25 protein-coding genes, 1 pseudogene and 1 riboswitch are annotated in these 15,444 nt (G+C 63.6%); of the genes and pseudogenes, 12 read left to right on the top strand and 14 right to left on the bottom strand.

Going from position 1 to position 15,444, the window contains the following annotated elements; translation table 11 throughout:
- The first annotated feature begins 462 nt into the window (after nucleotides 1–462).
- Together FJ980_RS18020 and FJ980_RS18015 are read left to right on the top strand one after the other, a co-directional pair.
- A complete protein-coding gene (locus FJ980_RS18020; RefSeq protein ID WP_140545003.1) occupies nucleotides 463–648 on the top strand; it encodes a hypothetical protein in 186 nt (61 codons plus the stop codon).
- A 303-nt stretch (nucleotides 649–951) separates the two neighbouring features.
- Complete coding sequence (locus FJ980_RS18015) at nucleotides 952–1,269, top strand: hypothetical protein (protein ID WP_181181240.1); 318 nt, start codon at nucleotides 952–954, stop codon at nucleotides 1,267–1,269.
- A gap of 20 nt (nucleotides 1,270–1,289) precedes the next feature.
- Here FJ980_RS18015 and FJ980_RS34700 read toward each other — a convergent pair whose 3' ends face one another.
- The 3 genes from FJ980_RS34700 to FJ980_RS18005 form a co-directional block, all read right to left on the bottom strand.
- Nucleotides 1,290–1,445, bottom strand: coding sequence for a hypothetical protein (locus FJ980_RS34700; protein ID WP_181176019.1), 156 nt, complete (start codon nucleotides 1,443–1,445; stop codon nucleotides 1,290–1,292).
- A gap of 156 nt (nucleotides 1,446–1,601) precedes the next feature.
- The gene (locus tag FJ980_RS18010) at nucleotides 1,602–1,982 is read right to left on the bottom strand and encodes a YkvA family protein (protein WP_140545001.1); all 381 of its coding nucleotides are present in this window, start codon (nucleotides 1,980–1,982) and stop codon (nucleotides 1,602–1,604) included.
- 61 nt (nucleotides 1,983–2,043) lie between these two features.
- Nucleotides 2,044–2,226 (bottom strand): hypothetical protein, encoded by a 183-nt coding sequence (locus FJ980_RS18005; protein ID WP_036258067.1) that lies wholly within the window; start codon nucleotides 2,224–2,226, stop codon nucleotides 2,044–2,046.
- A 245-nt stretch (nucleotides 2,227–2,471) separates the two neighbouring features.
- Between FJ980_RS18005 and FJ980_RS18000 the strand changes: the two genes are divergently transcribed.
- Complete coding sequence (locus tag FJ980_RS18000; RefSeq protein ID WP_095770090.1) at nucleotides 2,472–2,621, top strand: hypothetical protein; 150 nt, start codon at nucleotides 2,472–2,474, stop codon at nucleotides 2,619–2,621.
- Between the two features lie 48 nt (nucleotides 2,622–2,669).
- On the opposite strand, the gene FJ980_RS17995 is transcribed toward FJ980_RS18000, so the two are convergent.
- Nucleotides 2,670–3,005 carry a hypothetical protein gene (locus tag FJ980_RS17995; protein WP_140544999.1) on the bottom strand — a complete coding sequence of 112 codons (336 nt, stop codon included), beginning with the start codon at nucleotides 3,003–3,005 and terminating at the stop codon, nucleotides 2,670–2,672.
- Nucleotides 3,006–3,220: 215 nt separating this feature from the next.
- On the opposite strand from FJ980_RS17995, the pseudogene FJ980_RS35410 reads away from it, so the two are divergent.
- The 3 genes and pseudogenes from FJ980_RS35410 to FJ980_RS17980 form a co-directional block, all read left to right on the top strand.
- A pseudogene (locus tag FJ980_RS35410) lies at nucleotides 3,221–3,307 on the top strand (AraC family transcriptional regulator); the annotation flags it as partial.
- Nucleotides 3,308–3,458: 151 nt separating this feature from the next.
- A complete protein-coding gene (locus FJ980_RS17985; protein ID WP_040973109.1) occupies nucleotides 3,459–3,716 on the top strand; it encodes a metal-sensing transcriptional repressor in 258 nt (85 codons plus the stop codon).
- 7 nt (nucleotides 3,717–3,723) lie between these two features.
- Nucleotides 3,724–5,052: a cation diffusion facilitator family transporter gene (locus FJ980_RS17980; protein WP_140544997.1), complete on the top strand. Its 1,329-nt coding sequence runs from the start codon at nucleotides 3,724–3,726 to the stop codon at nucleotides 5,050–5,052.
- A 152-nt stretch (nucleotides 5,053–5,204) separates the two neighbouring features.
- Here the strand turns inward: FJ980_RS17980 and FJ980_RS17975 are convergent, their stop codons facing one another.
- The 4 genes from FJ980_RS17975 to FJ980_RS17960 form a co-directional block, all read right to left on the bottom strand.
- A complete protein-coding gene (locus tag FJ980_RS17975; protein ID WP_140544995.1) occupies nucleotides 5,205–6,104 on the bottom strand; it encodes a DUF1259 domain-containing protein in 900 nt (299 codons plus the stop codon).
- 116 nt (nucleotides 6,105–6,220) lie between these two features.
- Nucleotides 6,221–6,694 carry a hypothetical protein gene (locus FJ980_RS17970; RefSeq protein ID WP_140544993.1) on the bottom strand — a complete coding sequence of 158 codons (474 nt, stop codon included), beginning with the start codon at nucleotides 6,692–6,694 and terminating at the stop codon, nucleotides 6,221–6,223.
- A gap of 252 nt (nucleotides 6,695–6,946) precedes the next feature.
- Nucleotides 6,947–7,687 carry a CbtA family protein gene (locus tag FJ980_RS17965; protein ID WP_140544991.1) on the bottom strand — a complete coding sequence of 247 codons (741 nt, stop codon included), beginning with the start codon at nucleotides 7,685–7,687 and terminating at the stop codon, nucleotides 6,947–6,949.
- A 162-nt stretch (nucleotides 7,688–7,849) separates the two neighbouring features.
- Entirely contained in the window at nucleotides 7,850–8,059 is a 210-nt protein-coding gene (locus FJ980_RS17960) for a CbtB domain-containing protein (RefSeq protein WP_095770085.1), read from the bottom strand.
- A riboswitch (adenosylcobalamin (AdoCbl) riboswitch) is annotated at nucleotides 8,060–8,203 on the bottom strand. It lies immediately after the preceding gene.
- Between the two features lie 83 nt (nucleotides 8,204–8,286).
- Here FJ980_RS17960 and FJ980_RS17955 point away from each other — a divergent pair.
- Together FJ980_RS17955 and FJ980_RS17950 are read left to right on the top strand one after the other, a co-directional pair.
- The gene (locus tag FJ980_RS17955) at nucleotides 8,287–8,859 is read left to right on the top strand and encodes a histidine phosphatase family protein (RefSeq protein WP_140544989.1); all 573 of its coding nucleotides are present in this window, start codon (nucleotides 8,287–8,289) and stop codon (nucleotides 8,857–8,859) included.
- A 151-nt stretch (nucleotides 8,860–9,010) separates the two neighbouring features.
- Nucleotides 9,011–9,283: a PilZ domain-containing protein gene (locus tag FJ980_RS17950; RefSeq protein WP_140544987.1), complete on the top strand. Its 273-nt coding sequence runs from the start codon at nucleotides 9,011–9,013 to the stop codon at nucleotides 9,281–9,283.
- Nucleotides 9,284–9,286: 3 nt separating this feature from the next.
- On the opposite strand, the gene FJ980_RS17945 is transcribed toward FJ980_RS17950, so the two are convergent.
- Both FJ980_RS17945 and FJ980_RS17940 read right to left on the bottom strand, forming a co-directional pair.
- Complete coding sequence (locus FJ980_RS17945; protein WP_181164915.1) at nucleotides 9,287–9,754, bottom strand: isoprenylcysteine carboxylmethyltransferase family protein; 468 nt, start codon at nucleotides 9,752–9,754, stop codon at nucleotides 9,287–9,289.
- A gap of 280 nt (nucleotides 9,755–10,034) precedes the next feature.
- Complete coding sequence (locus tag FJ980_RS17940) at nucleotides 10,035–10,550, bottom strand: DUF6428 family protein (protein ID WP_140544983.1); 516 nt, start codon at nucleotides 10,548–10,550, stop codon at nucleotides 10,035–10,037.
- Between the two features lie 42 nt (nucleotides 10,551–10,592).
- Here FJ980_RS17940 and FJ980_RS17935 point away from each other — a divergent pair, with 42 nt between their 5' ends.
- The 4 genes from FJ980_RS17935 (at nucleotide 10,593) to FJ980_RS35405 (ending at nucleotide 13,275) form a co-directional block, all read left to right on the top strand.
- The gene (locus FJ980_RS17935) at nucleotides 10,593–10,943 is read left to right on the top strand and encodes a metalloregulator ArsR/SmtB family transcription factor (protein ID WP_140544981.1); all 351 of its coding nucleotides are present in this window, start codon (nucleotides 10,593–10,595) and stop codon (nucleotides 10,941–10,943) included.
- A gap of 34 nt (nucleotides 10,944–10,977) precedes the next feature.
- Nucleotides 10,978–11,676, top strand: a complete 699-nt coding sequence (locus FJ980_RS17930) for an MIP/aquaporin family protein (protein WP_140544979.1) — start codon at nucleotides 10,978–10,980, stop codon at nucleotides 11,674–11,676.
- Nucleotides 11,673–12,086: an arsenate reductase (glutaredoxin) gene (gene arsC, locus FJ980_RS17925; RefSeq protein ID WP_140544977.1), complete on the top strand. Its 414-nt coding sequence runs from the start codon at nucleotides 11,673–11,675 to the stop codon at nucleotides 12,084–12,086. Before FJ980_RS17930 ends, arsC begins: the two co-directional genes overlap by 4 nt.
- A gap of 328 nt (nucleotides 12,087–12,414) precedes the next feature.
- Complete coding sequence (locus FJ980_RS35405) at nucleotides 12,415–13,275, top strand: MFS transporter (RefSeq protein WP_246676447.1); 861 nt, start codon at nucleotides 12,415–12,417, stop codon at nucleotides 13,273–13,275.
- 213 nt (nucleotides 13,276–13,488) lie between these two features.
- Here the strand turns inward: FJ980_RS35405 and FJ980_RS17910 are convergent, their stop codons facing one another.
- From FJ980_RS17910 to FJ980_RS17895, 4 genes are all read right to left on the bottom strand, one after another.
- On the bottom strand, nucleotides 13,489–13,773 hold the full coding sequence (locus tag FJ980_RS17910) for a PRC-barrel domain containing protein (protein WP_140544971.1): 285 nt from the start codon (nucleotides 13,771–13,773) through the stop codon (nucleotides 13,489–13,491).
- An 81-nt stretch (nucleotides 13,774–13,854) separates the two neighbouring features.
- A complete protein-coding gene (locus tag FJ980_RS17905) occupies nucleotides 13,855–14,268 on the bottom strand; it encodes an MAPEG family protein (protein WP_140544969.1) in 414 nt (137 codons plus the stop codon).
- Between the two features lie 59 nt (nucleotides 14,269–14,327).
- Nucleotides 14,328–14,813: an SRPBCC family protein gene (locus tag FJ980_RS17900; RefSeq protein WP_095770074.1), complete on the bottom strand. Its 486-nt coding sequence runs from the start codon at nucleotides 14,811–14,813 to the stop codon at nucleotides 14,328–14,330.
- On the bottom strand, nucleotides 14,810–15,127 hold the full coding sequence (locus FJ980_RS17895) for a metalloregulator ArsR/SmtB family transcription factor (RefSeq protein WP_181181239.1): 318 nt from the start codon (nucleotides 15,125–15,127) through the stop codon (nucleotides 14,810–14,812). Before FJ980_RS17895 ends, FJ980_RS17900 begins: the two co-directional genes overlap by 4 nt.
- Nucleotides 15,128–15,444 lie beyond the last annotated feature (317 nt).

The following is a 15,444-nucleotide window of genomic DNA, read 5'->3' as shown; positions in this document are numbered from 1 at the left end:
GGTTTGGGCGCACGCCGACGGGCGGGCTTTGATTCGCAAGCGAGGAGGCTGCTTGCTCTCCCTGGCGGCAAAGCCCGCGCCATTCCTGTTGACGGAGGAGACGTGGGCCGGCTGTCACCTGAAATTACAGGTTCTTTTGCAATGCCGACATAACCACCGATCAAGCCCCAGCTCCAGACCAACGGCATATGCCCCGCGGGATATAGCGCCACACCGCCGATGCCTTGGCCTGGCGCGGTCTCTTCATCGATCGTTGTGGATGTAGACATATAGCGGCGACCTCTCGGGCGGCCCGGCTTGCAACCCGTCCATATCGGCGGTCGGGGCCGCTCTTTCCCGACATGAACCGCGGACGTCGCGGCAAAAATTTGCCCCCAAAAGAAGTCAGGATCAAGCTGTTGATGGGTCGAACAACCGCCGCATATACAATGGGCTTCATCACGCTGTTGTTGGCAACGCAGTATGGACGTCGGCAAAAAAAAGCAAAAAAGAAACGAGCGGTTGTCGATTTTTGAGCTCGAGGCACTGCGGGAAGCTTTCAGGCAGTCCGTTCGCGAGAATGATGTCGCGGAAGCGGAATGGGCGCAACACGCCGAGCTTTTCGTCAAAAGAGCGCTTCAAGAAGACGGCCGTCTTACACGAGTTTAAGCGTTCGGGCGCCCGAAGCAATTCGAGGAAAGTCTGCGCGTTTTTCAGCCTAGGAGTTGCGGCATCGCGGCTTCCAACCGGTCGGACCATTGCGCCGGCGCATCGGACTTCAGCAACAATTGTGGGCGCGGCGGGAAACGGACACTCTGTCTCTGCGCCGGCTCCCCCCAAGGAAACCCAAAGGTCGGCGCTTCAGCCCGGCTTGCCTGTCAAAGAGCCGTACTCTTTTACCGCCAAGGCAAGCCGGGCTACCCCAACCGCCGATCCCGCACTTTCCGCTCGTTTGTCGCACCAGTTGCAGCGTTGCGCGGTGCCGGCAGCGCTGGCCCCACCGGTCATTGCAATGCGCAGAGGGTCATCCGCTTTCGCGGAACGAAAAGCGGAGTCGGCGCGTTTTCCGCCGCGATGTCGAGGCCTCCTCACCATCACAAGGCCGAAAGACCTTTTCAGGCTTCCGAAGCGGAGCGCCTGGCGCGTGCGCAAAAGAATGCCAGGCTGAAGGATCTTCGCACCCACGCTTCATGGCTCGTGCTCGATCCGCAGGCTCACTTCCAGGAGGTGATCGACTGTTCGGCATTGCTCGGCGATCTGCCGATCCGAAAGGTCGCCCGCGACGGTTAGGAATTCCGTGCTTTCAGGCCTCAGGCGGGCTGTAGCCGGGCGGCGTCCTGTCGCGATATCTCGATCAGTCGCGCGATCGCCAATGGCGCCATCAGCGCAAGGAATACCGTGACATCGAGGAGGATCGACCGCGCCAGATCGAACCCGCTGTGGTCGTAGCAAACTGCGAATTGCATCACGCCTGACCCTGTTGACCCTGCACACTGCGCATGTCGTTTCGCGCGTGCCAAAAGCATGACCCTGATTTACAACAAATACAAGATGTCGCTAATCCAAAGATGGGCCGCGACAGGCCAATGCAATCGACGCCGTCTGGTCGGGGCCCGAAGCATTCAGGCCGGCTCTGGCCAGAACAGCCAAGTGAGCGCCAGCGCCGCCAGCACCCAGAGCGTGATCATGAAGGCGAGCCCGGCCTTGCTCACCGGCTTCTCGCGTCGCACCGCCTCTTCGCGGAATTCCTGCATCAGATCGGCCGGGACCAGCTTGACCGCGAGCATTATGCCGACAGGCACGATCACTAAGTCGTCCAAGTAGCCGATGATGGGGATGAAGTCCGGAATAAGATCGACTGGGCTCAGCGCATAGGCAGCGACGGCGCCCGCGGTGGCTTTCGCGTACCAGGGCACACGCGGATCGCGTGCCGCAATCCAGAGCGCCACCACATCGCGCTTGATCCCTCGCGCCCATTGCTTTGCCGAGTCGAAAGCCGACATGCGCCTATTCTATACAGCTGTGCGGGTCTTGAGGCCATTAAGCGATCGCCGACCCAGCCTCTCAGGCGCAATCCTTCAGTTCGACAACCTCGACGCCGAGGCGGAAGGCCTGGCCATCGGCATAGGAGCGCGCATATTGCTCGGCTTCGAATGGAAAGATCAGCGTCGTGCCGTAGGCGGTGACGCGCACCGTCCACTTCTGGCCCCTGACGAGTTCAACGCCGTGAAGCTTCGCCGTAACCATCGCACCCTCCTCAGATCCGGCACTTCAGCGACATCCGCATAGCGTCGCGAAAGTCATTTGAACACAAATAATCCGACTCAATCGTGTCGTTACGGTGTCGCTTCCAACATTGGGTCGTTTCCGTCCGTGAAATGGTTCACCGACAGGAGCGCTTTTTGCCGGCGGGCCACGATCGGGCGGCATGGCCTGCTCGGAACCGCGAAGGCCCCAGGCGGGTTAAAGTCCCGGTTCACAAGGAGACCGCCATGATCCGCAAGCTGAAATCCGGCGAGTACCGGCTCTATTCGCGCAAAGTCGATCCCAGAACCGGCAAGCGCCGGAACCTGGGCACCTTCAAGTCCCGCGAAGCGGCGGAAAAGCACGAACGCGAAGTGCAGTATTTCAAGCGCCACTAAGCAATCCACCGTTTCGCGGGGAGGAGGATCGCGCCTCAGCCGCCGGTTTCACCCATGCGGTGTCGGCGGGGTGCGCGGGCGGGGGTGGCCGGGCACGTTCGAGCCGATATGGTCGAGGTCGCAACGTCTCGTCACCATTTCGACCGAGTTGGTGTCGACGGTCACGCGCCCCAGCACCTGCACGGTCGTGCGTCCGAGATCCTCGTCGACATGCACGACGTCGCCCTCCAGTCTGAGCTTGTCGCCTGTCTTGGCATTGGGCTCGGCCATCGAATAATTATGGCCGTCGCCGTCGAGCTTCAGTATCACGCGGTCCTTGATGCGCTCGATCACGGTGGCGATGACAGCCACCCGGTCGCCTATCTCCACTGCGGGCCGTGTCATTGCGGCCTCCTTTCAGCCCCGCGCGGTCTCAGGCCGCCGGAGCCGGCTGGCGCCACGGTGGGTGGCGGCAACCGCTAAAATAAACGGCAAACCAAGCATTTGGTTGCCGCGGGGCTGCCGGTCGCTGCAGCCGATCGATCACATGAAGCCGGGATTTCGCGGCAGATACTGCCCCGCAGGCAAGAACCGGCTGCGCCGGCGGGGGCAACATTGGCGAGGTCGCCGAGCGCGTCAGCTACGGCTCGGCCAGCACCTTCAGCGCCTTCAGCCGCCATGCCGGCCGGCCGCCCGGACGCTATGCCAGTGCGGAGGCGCATCAGGCAATTCCGGGGAAAGTGCCCAGTTGCCACGCTCGGCCGGGTGGCGAGTCCAGCCGCTGCAGGAGGCTAGCCTCGAGAGTTCGAGGCATACTGTCTGTTGGCAATATCCTACCCTGGGGGATAGGATATTGCCATGACGATACACAGCTCCCATCCCGATATCATCGCCCGGCTCAAGCGAGCGCATGGCCATCTCGCCGCCGTGCTCACCATGTTCGAGCAGGGTCGGTCCTGCCTTGACCTCGCGCAACAGCTCCACGCCGTCGAAAGCGCGGTCGGCAATGCCAAGCGCGAGCTGATCCACGACCATATGGAGCATTGCCTTGTCGAAGGCGGCGAACCGACCAGGGACACGCTCAAAGAGCTGAAGCAGCTCACCAAATATCTGTGAGGCGGCGATGTGGGAAAAAGCGCTCGACTGGTTCGGCTTCGGCGTGCACGGGAATGACCATGGCGGCCACGGCCACGACGATCATGGGCCGCATGGCCATACTCATGGCGTGATCGACGCGACCATCGCCACCACAGACCGCGGCATTTGGGCGGTCAAGTGGTCGTTCGTGATTCTCGCGGTCACGGCCGCGCTCCAGATTGTCGTCGTGATGCTTTCGGGTAGCGTAGCCCTGCTTGCCGACACCATCCACAACGTCGCCGACGCGACCACCGCCATCCCGCTTTGGATCGCTTTTGTACTCGTGCGCCGCAAACCGACAAGGGCCTTCACCTACGGCCTCGGCCGGGTCGAAGATCTCGCCGGCATCATCATCGTGCTCATCATCCTGGCCAGCGCGCTGGTGGCCGGATACGAGGCGATCAATCGCCTGTTCAATCCGCAGCCGGTGCATTTCCTTGGCTGGTTGGCCGTCGCCGGCGTCATCGGTTTCCTCGGCAATGAAGCGGTGGCGGTTTTTCGCATCCGCGTCGGTCGCCAGATCAACAGCGCGGCGCTGGTTGCCGACGGCTATCACGCCCGCACCGACGGCCTCACCAGCCTTGCCGTCGTCGCAGGCGCGGCCGGCGTCTGGCTCGGCCTTCCGCTCGCCGATCCAATCATCGGCCTGCTCATCACCGTCGCCATCTTCGCTATCGTCTGGCAATCGGCGCGCTCGGTGCTGACCCGGATGCTGGACGGCGTCGAGCCCGGCCTGGTCGGCGAGATTCATCACGCCGCCGACCATGTCGCCGGGATCGAAAGGGTTGCCGACGTCAAGGCCCGCTGGCTTGGCCACAAATTGCATGTCGATGTCGAGATCGCGGTCAATGACGGCCTGCTGCTTGCCGCCGCGAACAACATCGCCGCATCGCTCAAGGCCGAGCTCTTCGCGCACATCCCGGCACTCGACGTCGCCACGGTGCGCTTTGCCGAGCCGGAGACGGAAACTGGCCACCATCATGCGCCGGATCCATTCCTGGTCTCGGGCAAGCTAGCCAGCGGGCTGCTCGAAATCGTCGACACGCCGCAGGGCGAGCGCATGCGGCTGCGCCTGTCGCGTCACGCCGAGGGCCTGCAGGCGAACGTCGCCATTGAAAGGGCGAACGGTGCGGTCGAAAGCCTGCCGCTGTCGCCGGTCGGCGGCGACCATCATTATTTGCAGAGCCTGGTCGCACCTGCCGAACCGCACGAATTCAGCGCCAGGCTGCAACTGGCGGCCGGTCCCGACACCGAGGATTTGCCCTTCGCCATGGCCGAACCGGAAGGCCACCATCACGAGCGCGCGCATGGATGATACAGGCACTCTTTAAGGACCAGCGCGAAATCTACCTGGCGAACGCAACACTAGGATGCGGCGTAGATGTCCGCTTTCTGGCCCCGCAGCCGTTCGACGCAGGCCGGGCCAACGCAGCCGCCTTCGGAATTTCGCCGGGACTGCGTCAAAGATCAACTACCCGTCTTGAGGTGCACTTGGTCGAGCGCCAGCCTCAGCCCTTTGGCCAACTTCCCGACATCGTCATTTGCCCAAAAATGCATGAAGAATAGCCGGGGTTGATCGTCGAGCATGTGGTTGTGCACAGCGGTCACCTCTATCCCGCTTTCCCGCAGAGCTCGTAGTACCGGATTCACTTCAGAGGCGATCAGGACGAAATCGCCGGTGATCGCGGCCTTGCCACTTCCGGTCGGCTGGAAATTGATGGCAATCGCAGAGCCCATTGCATCCGGCACTTCCATACCATCGTCCTTGACGGTCTCCGCTCGCGGGATGCTGACTTGATAGACGCCGCCGTTGACCTTGCCTTTGTGGCCAAGCGCCTGGTCGATGATCAACGTATCGAGATCAATTGACTTCGAAGCAGCGGCGGCGCTCGCCGGCGCGTCAGAAAGCGGCGTCGCACTCTGCTGCAACGCTGAATGCAGCGCGGTGGCCAATTTTTCCGGATCGCCGTGACCAAGGACGTGCATATACATCGTCTCCGGCTGGGCTCTCTGCAGGTGATTGTGGAGGGCCGTGATCTCGATCCCGCTTTCAATCAGTTTCATCATCACGGGGTCGATCTCTGGCACGGTCAACACGAGATCGCCCATTACCATGGCGTCGTGATCGCCCATGGGTTTGAATGCGAGCCATGAGCCGAGCGCCAAGGCCGGTTTGAGTTCCACGCTGTCGAGAGTGACTTTCAGATCGGAGCGAGGCAGCCCGACGCGGTAGACTCCCCCTGGTGCTTCTGTGCCGGATTTCCCGAGCGCCTGCGCTACCGCCTTCCAGTCGGGCGCGGCAAGGGAGGGTTGGGCAATTCCAAGGGAGGCTGCTAACGCGAGGCCAGCTATGATTCTTCCATGCATGATTTGCTCCTGTGTTCAGCCCAGGTGCCCAAATGAAAACGTCTGCCGTTCCGAGATGCCATCGCGCTCGCGGAATTGTGATGCGCGCTCGGTTTCCGTGAAACGGTGAAAAGCCCCTAGGCCGTGCGGCTACGCGGCGCGCCGATAATCGACCATGCGGCGGCGCCGAGCGCGGCCACAGTGCCGAGGATCACCGCAAGGCTCGGCAAGTGGAAGAAGATGTCGCGCCAGCGTGGCTCGACGACCGCGCCGGTGCTGAAGGCCTCGCCGCTGTACTGGCACAGGATCCACGACGCGCCGCTGCGCACCATCTCGGCATCGATGTCCGAGATCAGCGCCTTCGCACCCCGTTCAGCTGAAGGCATCGTGGCCATATAGGTGAGCAGCGCCTTGGCGGCGGCGAAATAGGCGTGGCTGCATTCGTTGAACGGGCTTTCCTCGTCGCCGAGGCTGCCCGGCATCAAGCCCCAGAGGCAATAGGTGAATTGCAGATTGCCGTGATTGTAGAGCCGGCGGAAGGTTGGGTCGGTCGCGGTCTGGCGCAGGGCGAGGTCGAGGATCTCGCCGCGATGGCGCGCGATGACGGCCATCTGGCCGTGGGTCAGGCTGGGGATCTGGATGCCTGGAGGAGGCGGGGCCGAGGATCCGCTATGCGCTTGCGCGGATGTGGCGGCCAGAAATGCGAGCAGCGCCGCAACCGAGCAATTCCAGGAAAAGTGTGCGGCGGTTTTCCGTCCGGAATTGCGAGAAAACAAAAGACCAAAGTGGCTCTGCGGTCGTACCGACCGTTGAGCCGCTTTGGCCGCCAGGGCGCGAAACAGTGGCGGCCAACGCACGGGATTTCAGGCGTAGCGGCGTGCCGGGCCGCGCTGGTCGCGAACCGCGACCACGCGCTCGGCGACCGCGCCGAAGCCGAGCCCGACGACGGTCCACAACACCAGCTGGATGCCGAGCGAGGCGACGCGGAACTGCCACAGCACCGCTGCCGAGAAGTTCTCCGGCACTTCGTTGATGTCGGGCAGCGCCGCCTTCACCAAAGCGAAGACGACGAGGAAGGCGAGCCCGGCCACGATCGAAGCGTTCCAGGCGCCGAGCTGCTTCCACAACCGCTGCGCCAGACCCACCGCCGCCACCATCGCCGCGATCGAGATCACGATCATGATGAAGAACAGCTCGGTGCGGTAACCGATCGTTTCGGCATTGCCGACCGCGGGCGGGTTGGCCGGATATTTGAGGCCGGGCACCACGATCACGGCCAGGAAGCCGAGCAACGCCAGCACCGCCGAGGTGCCGCGCGGTCCGAGCGAGCCCAGCCGGCCATAGGCATAGGCGAAGACCAGCGAGAACAGCCCGCCAACCGCGGCGCCATAGATCAGCACGCCGGTTGCCAGGCCGATGCCGGCTTGCGTGGCGCGGCTGACCAACTCGGGCTCCGGCGCCTCGCCGGCGGCCTGGGCCTGCTGTTCCTCGAAGGCGATCGCCTTGTCGACCTGCGGCTCGCCATAGACACGGGCGAAGGCGAACGCCAGAATCCCGGCGACCAGCCCGACAAGCATGCCGCGCAGCAAAAGTTTTCCAACCATGTCACTAATCCCTCTAAGCAATTCCAGGAAAAGTGCGTAGCGGTTTTCCGTCTGGAATTGCGTTAAGCCAACCAAGCAATTCCAGGAAAAGTGCGTAGCGGTTTTCCGTCCGGAATTGCGTTAGATCAGAATCGAAAGCGGGCTCAGCGATGCTGAACCGCTTTAGTGGCAGGGGAAGCCGAGCAGGTGGCGGCCGTCATGCACGAATTCGTGCACATAGGTGCCGCGGATCAGCGAGGTCGCGCCTTCTTCCGCACCGACGAAATAGATCGCCAGCATCAAAAGCAGCCCGCCGAGGATGGCCCAGGGCAGAAGCTCGCGGACCGGAATCGCAACCGGGCCGTAGCTGGGGGCGAAGGTGGTGTCGGACATATTGACCTCCCGTGGGATACTGCGTCCCGTTGATCGAACGATGCTGCGGAATAAGGCCTGACTTTCGGCTGGTGCCGATCACAGTGGCGCGACCGTGCCGGACTCGCACCGGCTTCCAATCCCGTATAGCACTAAGACACTTGTCAGCACTTCGTTCGCCTGTCAACGACATGTAATGGCGGCACGGCTACTTGAGGCCTGTTTTTCGCTGGGCCACGGAGTTTTTCATGCTTGTCCGCCTGACGATGATCGCAAGCGGAGCGACGCCCGGAATGCGCAAGGGCCGCTTTCCGAACGATGAGCCGCCGGAGCAGCGCGCCCTCGATCGCGCCGGCGCGCTGGCCGCTTCGCTGCGTCGCGCCGACCGTGTCTGGACAAGTCCGGCGCTGGCCGCGCGGCGGACGGCCGAGGCGCTCGGACTTGACGCGACGGTCGAGCCGCTGCTTGCCGAGCAGGATTTCGCACGCTGGGCCGGCAAAAGCTTCGAGGAGGTGCAGGCCGAGGACCCGGAAGGCATGGCGGCCTGGTTCGCCGACGCAGACGCGGCGCCCCATGGCGGTGAATCGCTCGCCGCCGTCGCCCGGCGGGGTGCTGCGCTGATGGAGCGGCTGGCCGGCGAGAGCGGTCACACCATCGCGGTGACGCATGCCGTGCCGATCCGCGCCGCCATGGCGCATGTGCTCGGCGCGCCGCTTTCCTCGGTCTGGAAGATCGATATCGAGCCGCTGTCGCTCACCGAGTTCCGTGGCGACGGCCGCCGCTGGGTGCTGCGCGCGAGCGGCGTCACTGTCGCCGGCTGAACGCTCAGGCGTGAACGCTCCATCCGTGGACCCGGCCGGCATATCAAGCCGGCACACCACCGTTTCAGTGATCGCTAACGGAACGGAAACGCTTCGCTGCTATGGTGCGGCCCCATGGCGAGGAGAGCCTTGCCTGAGGAGCCCGCCGGATATGGCCAGTTTTCCCGAGACCGAGCGACGTCTTCATGCGCGCGAATTCGTGCTCAAGCAAGCCACGATCATCGCCGCCGGCGTCAGGATCGGCTGCTCGGTCAGAAATCAGCACGAGCAGGGCGCGGAATTGCGCGTCGGCGCCAATGTAGAAATCCCGGACCGCTTTCTGCTCGAGGTCCCGGCCGACGATACGGCCTATCGCGCTTTGGTGCGGTGGCGGCGCAACGACCGCGTCGGCGTGGCGCTCTACAGCAACGCGCCGAAGGACTGATGCTCAAAGATAGCGGCGCACGCTCGCCCTGTAGGCGCGGTAGGGTTCGCCGAACTTGCGTTCCAGATAGGCTTCCTCGCGCAGCACCACGCCGTAATGCAGGATGGGGAAGCTCGCGATGGTTGCGATGACGGCCCACCAGCTGTCAAAGAGCAGCCCGATCCCGAGAAGCAGCCCCATCAGGCCGACATAGAGAGGGTTGCGGGTGAAGCCGAACGGGCCGCCGGTGATGATCGCGGTGGTCGGCAGCGTCGGGTTCACATTGGTGCCGCCGCGCAACATGATCGAGCGTCCCCAGGCGATGATCGCAACCGCCAGTACTGCCAGCACTATGCCGAGCACGATGGTCAGCGGGCGGCCGCCGATCGCCAGCGGCCAGACATAGCGCAGCGCCAGCATCGCGATCAGCGCCACGAGAAAGAGCAGCGGCGGGAACACCGCCACGCCCGGATTGTCCGCTTTGTCATCCATAGCCATCTTCATCGACCAGGCGCCATTGCCGCCACTATGCACGGACGCTCGTCGTCCAGCAATTCGTGACTTGATCCTGCCTAGGCGATGTGCAACCCGGCATATCGGGAACACAACCGTAGCGCGCGCGTTCACTATCGCCGATCAATAGGATTTCGCGGATGAGCAAGACAGCTGTTTGGGTGGCGCTGATCGCCATCGTTCTCGTGGGCCTCTATTTATTGCAAGCCAATGGCATGATCCGGTTTTGATCAGGCGCGGCGCGTCACCATTCGCGGGCTCAACAGCAGCGGCTCGCTCCGCAGCCACTTGCCGCCTTCTGTTCTTCCAGCCAGCGGTCGCGCGGCTTGCAGCTTGACGGCCGCGGCGACAGCTCGACCTCGACGGTCCCGCCAACAAGGCTCGGCTGGGCCGCCCGGTGCAATTCCATCGGGCGAACCCCGTCGCTGACCTCGAAGGTCAACTTCGCCGCCTGATCGAGCGCCACATGATCCGCCACCTTGCGGATGATCGCGGCGAATTTGCCGGCCGGCATATGGACCGGCCCGCCCTCGTCCACGTCCCACAGCTGGACGAAGATCTCAGACCATGATTCTGGATTCGCTTCGCAATCCAGCGCCGCGAACTGTCCAGCCTTCACCTCGGTGACATGATAGCCCGGCTTTACCGGCCGCCCGCCACAGCGGAACACCAGCGGCGTGTCCGTATGATCGGCCAGCGCAACCAGCAGATCGCCGATCGTCAGGTCGGAGGGGTCGATTGGGGCCACATTTTTCCGGTTGTCGGAAGAGAGCATGTCGGCTATTCCTCATTTCAACATTTCAAGGATTGTTGAAACGTGGATGAACGTCAAGCCCTGATCGCCTTTGGCGCGCTGTCGCAGGAAACACGGCTGCGCCTGCTGCGGCTGCTGGTCGTTGCCGGCCCGGGAGGCATTGCCGCCGGCTCGCTCGCCGAGCAGGTAGAGGTCTCGCCGTCCAATGTCAGCTTTCACCTCAAGGAATTGGAACGGTCTGGCCTCGTGACCGCGCGGCGCGATGCTCGCTCGATCGTCTACAGCGCCGAGTTCGACGCGCTGTCCGGATTGATCCGCTTCCTGATGGAGGACTGCTGCTCCGGCCGGCCGGAAATCTGCGCGCCGGCGGCTGCGGCATCTTGCTGCCAGCCGGGCGAGGAGGCCCGGCAATGACCGTCACGCCCGCCGCAAAACCCAAGGCTAGCTAATGAACACCTTCGATCTGCCGCGCCGGTTCGCGGCTGAAGCCCTCGGCACCAGCCTGCTGGTGGCGACCGTCGTTGGCTCCGGCATCATGGCAGAGACGCTGACGCATGACACCGCGCTGGCGCTTCTTGGCAACACGCTTGCAACCGGCGCCATGCTGGTGGTGTTGATCACCATCCTCGGGCCGATCTCCGGCGCGCATTTCAATCCCGCCGTTTCGCTGGTGTTCTGCCTCAACCGGTCGCTGCCTGCTCGCGATCTCCCTGCCTATCTGTTCGCGCAGGTCGTCGGTGGAATCGCTGGCACGATCGCCGCGCATCTCATGTTCGCCCTGCCGGTGCTGGAGGTCGCGACGAAACTGCGTGCCGGGCCGGCGCAATGGTTCTCGGAAATGGTCGCGACATTCGGCCTTATCGCCGTCATTCTCGCTGGCCTCCGCTTCGAGCGGCGGGCCGTGCCGTGGCTGGTCGGGCTCTATATCACAGCGGCCTATTGGTTCACGGCATCCACTTCCTTCGCCAATCCCGCCGTCGCCGTGGCGCGCTCGCTCACCAACACTTTCTCCGGCATCAGGCCGCTCGATCTGCCGGGCTTCGTCGTGGCCGAGCTGCTCGGCGCCCTGATCGCGCTCGCGTTGATGGCCTGGCTGCTCAAGCCCGAAACCGTTCAGCAATACCAGCCACTGAAAGCAGAGCCATGACGGTCACGATCTATCACAACCCCGACTGCGGCACCTCCCGCAACACGCTCGCCATGATCCGCGCCAGCGGCGAAGACCCTGTCGTGATCGAATACCTCAAGACGCCGCCGGGCCGCGAACGGCTGCTCGAACTGATCGCCGCGATGGGGATTTCTGCGCGCGAGTTGTTGCGGGAGAAGGGCACGCCTTACGCCGAACTCGGCCTCGCCGATCCGAAATGGAGCGATGACGAGCTGATCGATTTCATGCTCGCTCATCCGATCCTCATCAACCGGCCAATCGTCGAGACGCCGAAAGGGACAAAACTGTGCCGGCCGTCGGAAGCGGTGCTGCCGCTGCTCGACAATCCGGTGCGGGAGTTCGTCAAGGAGGATGGCGAGAAGGTCGCCTATCCGCCAGGGCAAGCCTGATTGGAAGCCGCCGCGCCCATCGCACACAACCGGCGCGTCCTCGTTACGGCTCTTGGCATCACGCAAATTCTCGCCTGGGGATCGTCCTACTACCTGCCCGCAGTGCTTGCCGTGCCGATTGCCAAGGATACCGGCTGGTCGCTCGCTTGGGTCATTGCCGGACTATCCTGCGGGCTCCTGCTTGCCGGGCTGGTGTCCCCCGTCACCGGGCGGCTGATCCAGCGCCACGGTGGGCGGCCGGTGCTTGCCGCCAGCTCGCTGCTGCTGGCGGCCGCGCATTCGCTGTTGGCGACGGCGACCGACTATCCTCTTTATCTGGCTGCATGGCTTGCTCATGGGCTTGGGCATGTCGAGCGGCCTCTACGATGCCGGCTTCGCCACACTCGGCCGCCTCTATGGACAGAGCGCGCGCGGCGCCATCACCAACCTGACGCTTTTCGGCGGCTTTGCCAGCACCATTTGCTGGCCGATCAGCGCCTTCCTTGTCGAGCATGGCGGCTGGCGCACCGCCTGCCTTGCCTATGCCGCGATCCATTTGGCAATCTGCTTGCCGCTCCATCTGTGGATAATACCGTCGCCTCCGGCCGCCGCGCCTGCGCCGGTCAAAGATAGGTCGAAAGAGGCATCGACCACCGGCAGAGCGCGGGCGCGCTTCATTCTGCTGGCCTCCATTCAGACTTTGGCCGCACTGGTCGCGTCCATGCTCTCCGTCCATCTGCTGATGCTGCTGCAATTGCGCGGCGCGAGCCTGGCAGCCGCCGTCGGACTTGGCGCGCTGGTCGGCCCTTCACAAGTCGGCGCTAGAGTGGCGGAGCTGCTGATTGGCCGCAACCGGCACCATCCGATCTGGACGATGCTGACATCCGTAACGCTGCTTGCCGCCGGAATCTGGCTGCTGCTGACGAGCCAGACTTTTGTTGCTCTCGCCTTGATCCTTTATGGCGCGGGTAACGGCATCCATACGATCGCGCGCGGCGCGCTGCCGCTGGTGCTGTTCGACCCGCAGCAATACGCGGTGCTGATGGGCAAGCTCGCGACGCCCAGCCTCATCGTCCAGGCGGCGGCGCCGTCCGTTGGAGCGCTGCTTCTTGGCACGGGCGGCGCCAATCTTGTCCTGGTCACGCTGGCGCTCGCGGCAACGGTCAACGCGGGGCTGTGTATTTGCCTGCTTGCGAGCATGCGCCGCTGATCCTTGGAGCGGTTCATCGCCCCACGAATCGCCGACCTGTCCCGGGCTCTCTCGCGGCTCCGGAAGGAACCCGCCACACATTTGTGCCGCGAGGGCAATCCGCATTGACGCTCGTCAGGCCACAAACGAATTTACCGCGCCGTGCAAAGAAACCGACCCGGCAATTGCCGGGCCGAATTCTCTTGATTGATTGCCAGTCGCGAAGCGTTCCTATCAGTCGCGATGTTCCGGCATTGCTTTCAGCTGGTCCTTCGTCCAGCTGGTGACGGCATGCACATCGCCGTCCTCGTCGCGCATGAAATCGAGCTGGCTGGCGGTGACAGCCACCGGCTTGGCGCCGATGCCAAGAAAGCCGCCGACATCGATGACGACCTGGCTGCCGTGCAGGTGGTCGACCGAGCCGATCTTCTCGTCATTCGGGCCGTAGATGGTGGCGCCTTCGAGGATGTCGGGCGTCAGCTCGGCATTGGTCAGTCTTACGTGGCTGGTGTGGTCCATGGCGCATCTCCTGTGGTTGTACAGGGATGAACCTCTGATCGGGGCGAGGGTTCCGCTGACGGAGCGAAAAGCGAGCGCTGCTCAGCGAAGCGCTGCCCAGCCCGTCACGAGGACGAGAACAAGCGTGACCAGCGCTCCGGAGACATAGAGGATCGTCCTGAGGCTGCCGCCCTTGGCGGCATTGCCGCCACGCAGGTAGACGATCATGTGGACGAGGCGTATCGCCAGGTGAACCCAGACGAGCAAGGCGAGCGTCACCGGCTCGACGCCGACCATCATCGCCAGCAACACGGGCGCGACGAAGGGCGCGAGCGCCTCGACCGAGTTCATGTGGACGCGATCGATCCGGTAAAGGGAGTTGTCGTCGTCCGCCGGGATCACCGGCCCTGAAAGCTTGCCGGCAAAACCCTTGGACGAGCCTGAGTAGATCGCCAGCGCGACCGACAGGAGGCAGAGCGCAAGCACGCCGAGGGTGCTCAACCAATAGGCTTCCATTATTTCCAGTGCTCCTCCGATCGCCACCGTGCGGGCCATGCCCCAGGGGGGTGCCGCTGTCAGGCCGCCCGGGCAAAAAGCGCCTGGAACCGCTGCAGGTAGAGCGGCCAGCCCTGATCGCCGTCGACCCCGCTGCGCACGCCTTCCCAGCCTTGGCCATGCCGTTCGATATGGCGGTGCTCGATTTCAACCCGGGTCCGGTTTTCCGCCTCGGCCGTGAAGCGGACCTCCCACTCGCTCGTCCTGGCGAGGTCGGTTTCGATCTGCCAGCGCGGGCTGATGTCCCAGCTCAGAAGCAGCCGGTCGGGCGGATCGTAGGCCAGCACGCGGGCGAAGCGGCACTCTGAGCCGTCGACGCCGCGGTCGTAGACGTGGCCGCCGACGTGCGGCTCGAAGATCGTTTCCGCGATCGGCACGGCAAGCAGATTGTGCTCGCGCGGCTTGAAGCTGCCGAAATCCTCGGTGAACACTTTGAAGGCGCGCGCGATCGGCGCCTCGACGACGACGGAATGCCTTACGGGAGCAGGTGCCGGTTGCTTGATCATGTCTCGTCCTTTGCCGGTTGCTCGACGGCCAGCTTGTAGGCCGCGAGCGTCTTCACCCAGAACTGGTCGATCTCCGCGCGAAACGCCGCGAGCCCGTCCGGATCGATCCGGTAAATGCGCTCCTTGCCGGAGCGCGTATCAGCCACCAGCCCGGCATCCTTGAGCACCTTCAGATGCTGCGAGACGGCCGGCCGCGTCACGGGCAGCGCATTGGCGAGTCCGCCGACTGAACTGGGACTTTCGACCAGCAGTTCGAAGATCGTGCGTCGTGTCGGATCGCCGAGCGCTGTCCAGTATTTCGCGTTAGTGGCCACTAACGCGAAAATTAGGACGGTCCGTCTGACCTGTCAACCCGGGTGGAGAGTGCCACCTGTGGCCGGTCCGATTGGCTGGCCAACCGCCTCTTGGTGCAAGATTTTCCGTTCATTTCCGTGAAATCAGCGCAGACGCCGGGAATTGGTTGAAGCCGCCCAACGTCGTCATTCTATGGCGGAGCAAGGAGCGAAGCGACGCGGCGCAGACCCTGGAATCCATGCCGTTACCTTCGCCAGGGCATGCAACAGAGCAAAATTCTGCACCGTGGCGTCGCCTCGACGTCACGGAATGGTCTGCGCCGCGTCGCTTCGCTCCT

Origin of the sequence: Mesorhizobium sp. B1-1-5 (genome assembly GCF_006443065.1) — a bacterium.
Lineage (GTDB): Bacteria > Pseudomonadota > Alphaproteobacteria > Rhizobiales > Rhizobiaceae > Mesorhizobium.
This window is presented reverse-complemented; position numbering and strand designations above follow the sequence as displayed.

Coding starts and splice junctions, on each gene's coding strand:
- FJ980_RS18020 (WP_140545003.1), top strand. CDS start 463: ATGGACGTCGGCAAAAAAAAGCAAAAAAGAAACGAGCGGTTGTCGATT.
- FJ980_RS34700 (WP_181176019.1), bottom strand. CDS start 1,445: ATGCAATTCGCAGTTTGCTACGACCACAGCGGGTTCGATCTGGCGCGG.
- FJ980_RS18010 (WP_140545001.1), bottom strand. CDS start 1,982: ATGTCGGCTTTCGACTCGGCAAAGCAATGGGCGCGAGGGATCAAGCGC.
- FJ980_RS18005 (WP_036258067.1), bottom strand. CDS start 2,226: ATGGTTACGGCGAAGCTTCACGGCGTTGAACTCGTCAGGGGCCAGAAG.
- FJ980_RS18000 (WP_095770090.1), top strand. CDS start 2,472: ATGATCCGCAAGCTGAAATCCGGCGAGTACCGGCTCTATTCGCGCAAA.
- FJ980_RS17995 (WP_140544999.1), bottom strand. CDS start 3,005: ATGACACGGCCCGCAGTGGAGATAGGCGACCGGGTGGCTGTCATCGCC.
- FJ980_RS17985 (WP_040973109.1), top strand. CDS start 3,459: ATGACGATACACAGCTCCCATCCCGATATCATCGCCCGGCTCAAGCGA.
- FJ980_RS17980 (WP_140544997.1), top strand. CDS start 3,724: ATGTGGGAAAAAGCGCTCGACTGGTTCGGCTTCGGCGTGCACGGGAAT.
- FJ980_RS17975 (WP_140544995.1), bottom strand. CDS start 6,104: ATGCATGGAAGAATCATAGCTGGCCTCGCGTTAGCAGCCTCCCTTGGA.
- FJ980_RS17970 (WP_140544993.1), bottom strand. CDS start 6,694: ATGGCCGTCATCGCGCGCCATCGCGGCGAGATCCTCGACCTCGCCCTG.
- FJ980_RS17965 (WP_140544991.1), bottom strand. CDS start 7,687: ATGGTTGGAAAACTTTTGCTGCGCGGCATGCTTGTCGGGCTGGTCGCC.
- FJ980_RS17960 (WP_095770085.1), bottom strand. CDS start 8,059: ATGTCCGACACCACCTTCGCCCCCAGCTACGGCCCGGTTGCGATTCCG.
- FJ980_RS17955 (WP_140544989.1), top strand. CDS start 8,287: ATGCTTGTCCGCCTGACGATGATCGCAAGCGGAGCGACGCCCGGAATG.
- FJ980_RS17950 (WP_140544987.1), top strand. CDS start 9,011: ATGGCCAGTTTTCCCGAGACCGAGCGACGTCTTCATGCGCGCGAATTC.
- FJ980_RS17945 (WP_181164915.1), bottom strand. CDS start 9,754: ATGGATGACAAAGCGGACAATCCGGGCGTGGCGGTGTTCCCGCCGCTG.
- FJ980_RS17940 (WP_140544983.1), bottom strand. CDS start 10,550: ATGCTCTCTTCCGACAACCGGAAAAATGTGGCCCCAATCGACCCCTCC.
- FJ980_RS17930 (WP_140544979.1), top strand. CDS start 10,978: ATGAACACCTTCGATCTGCCGCGCCGGTTCGCGGCTGAAGCCCTCGGC.
- arsC (WP_140544977.1), top strand. CDS start 11,673: ATGACGGTCACGATCTATCACAACCCCGACTGCGGCACCTCCCGCAAC.
- FJ980_RS17910 (WP_140544971.1), bottom strand. CDS start 13,773: ATGGACCACACCAGCCACGTAAGACTGACCAATGCCGAGCTGACGCCC.
- FJ980_RS17905 (WP_140544969.1), bottom strand. CDS start 14,268: ATGGAAGCCTATTGGTTGAGCACCCTCGGCGTGCTTGCGCTCTGCCTC.
- FJ980_RS17900 (WP_095770074.1), bottom strand. CDS start 14,813: ATGATCAAGCAACCGGCACCTGCTCCCGTAAGGCATTCCGTCGTCGTC.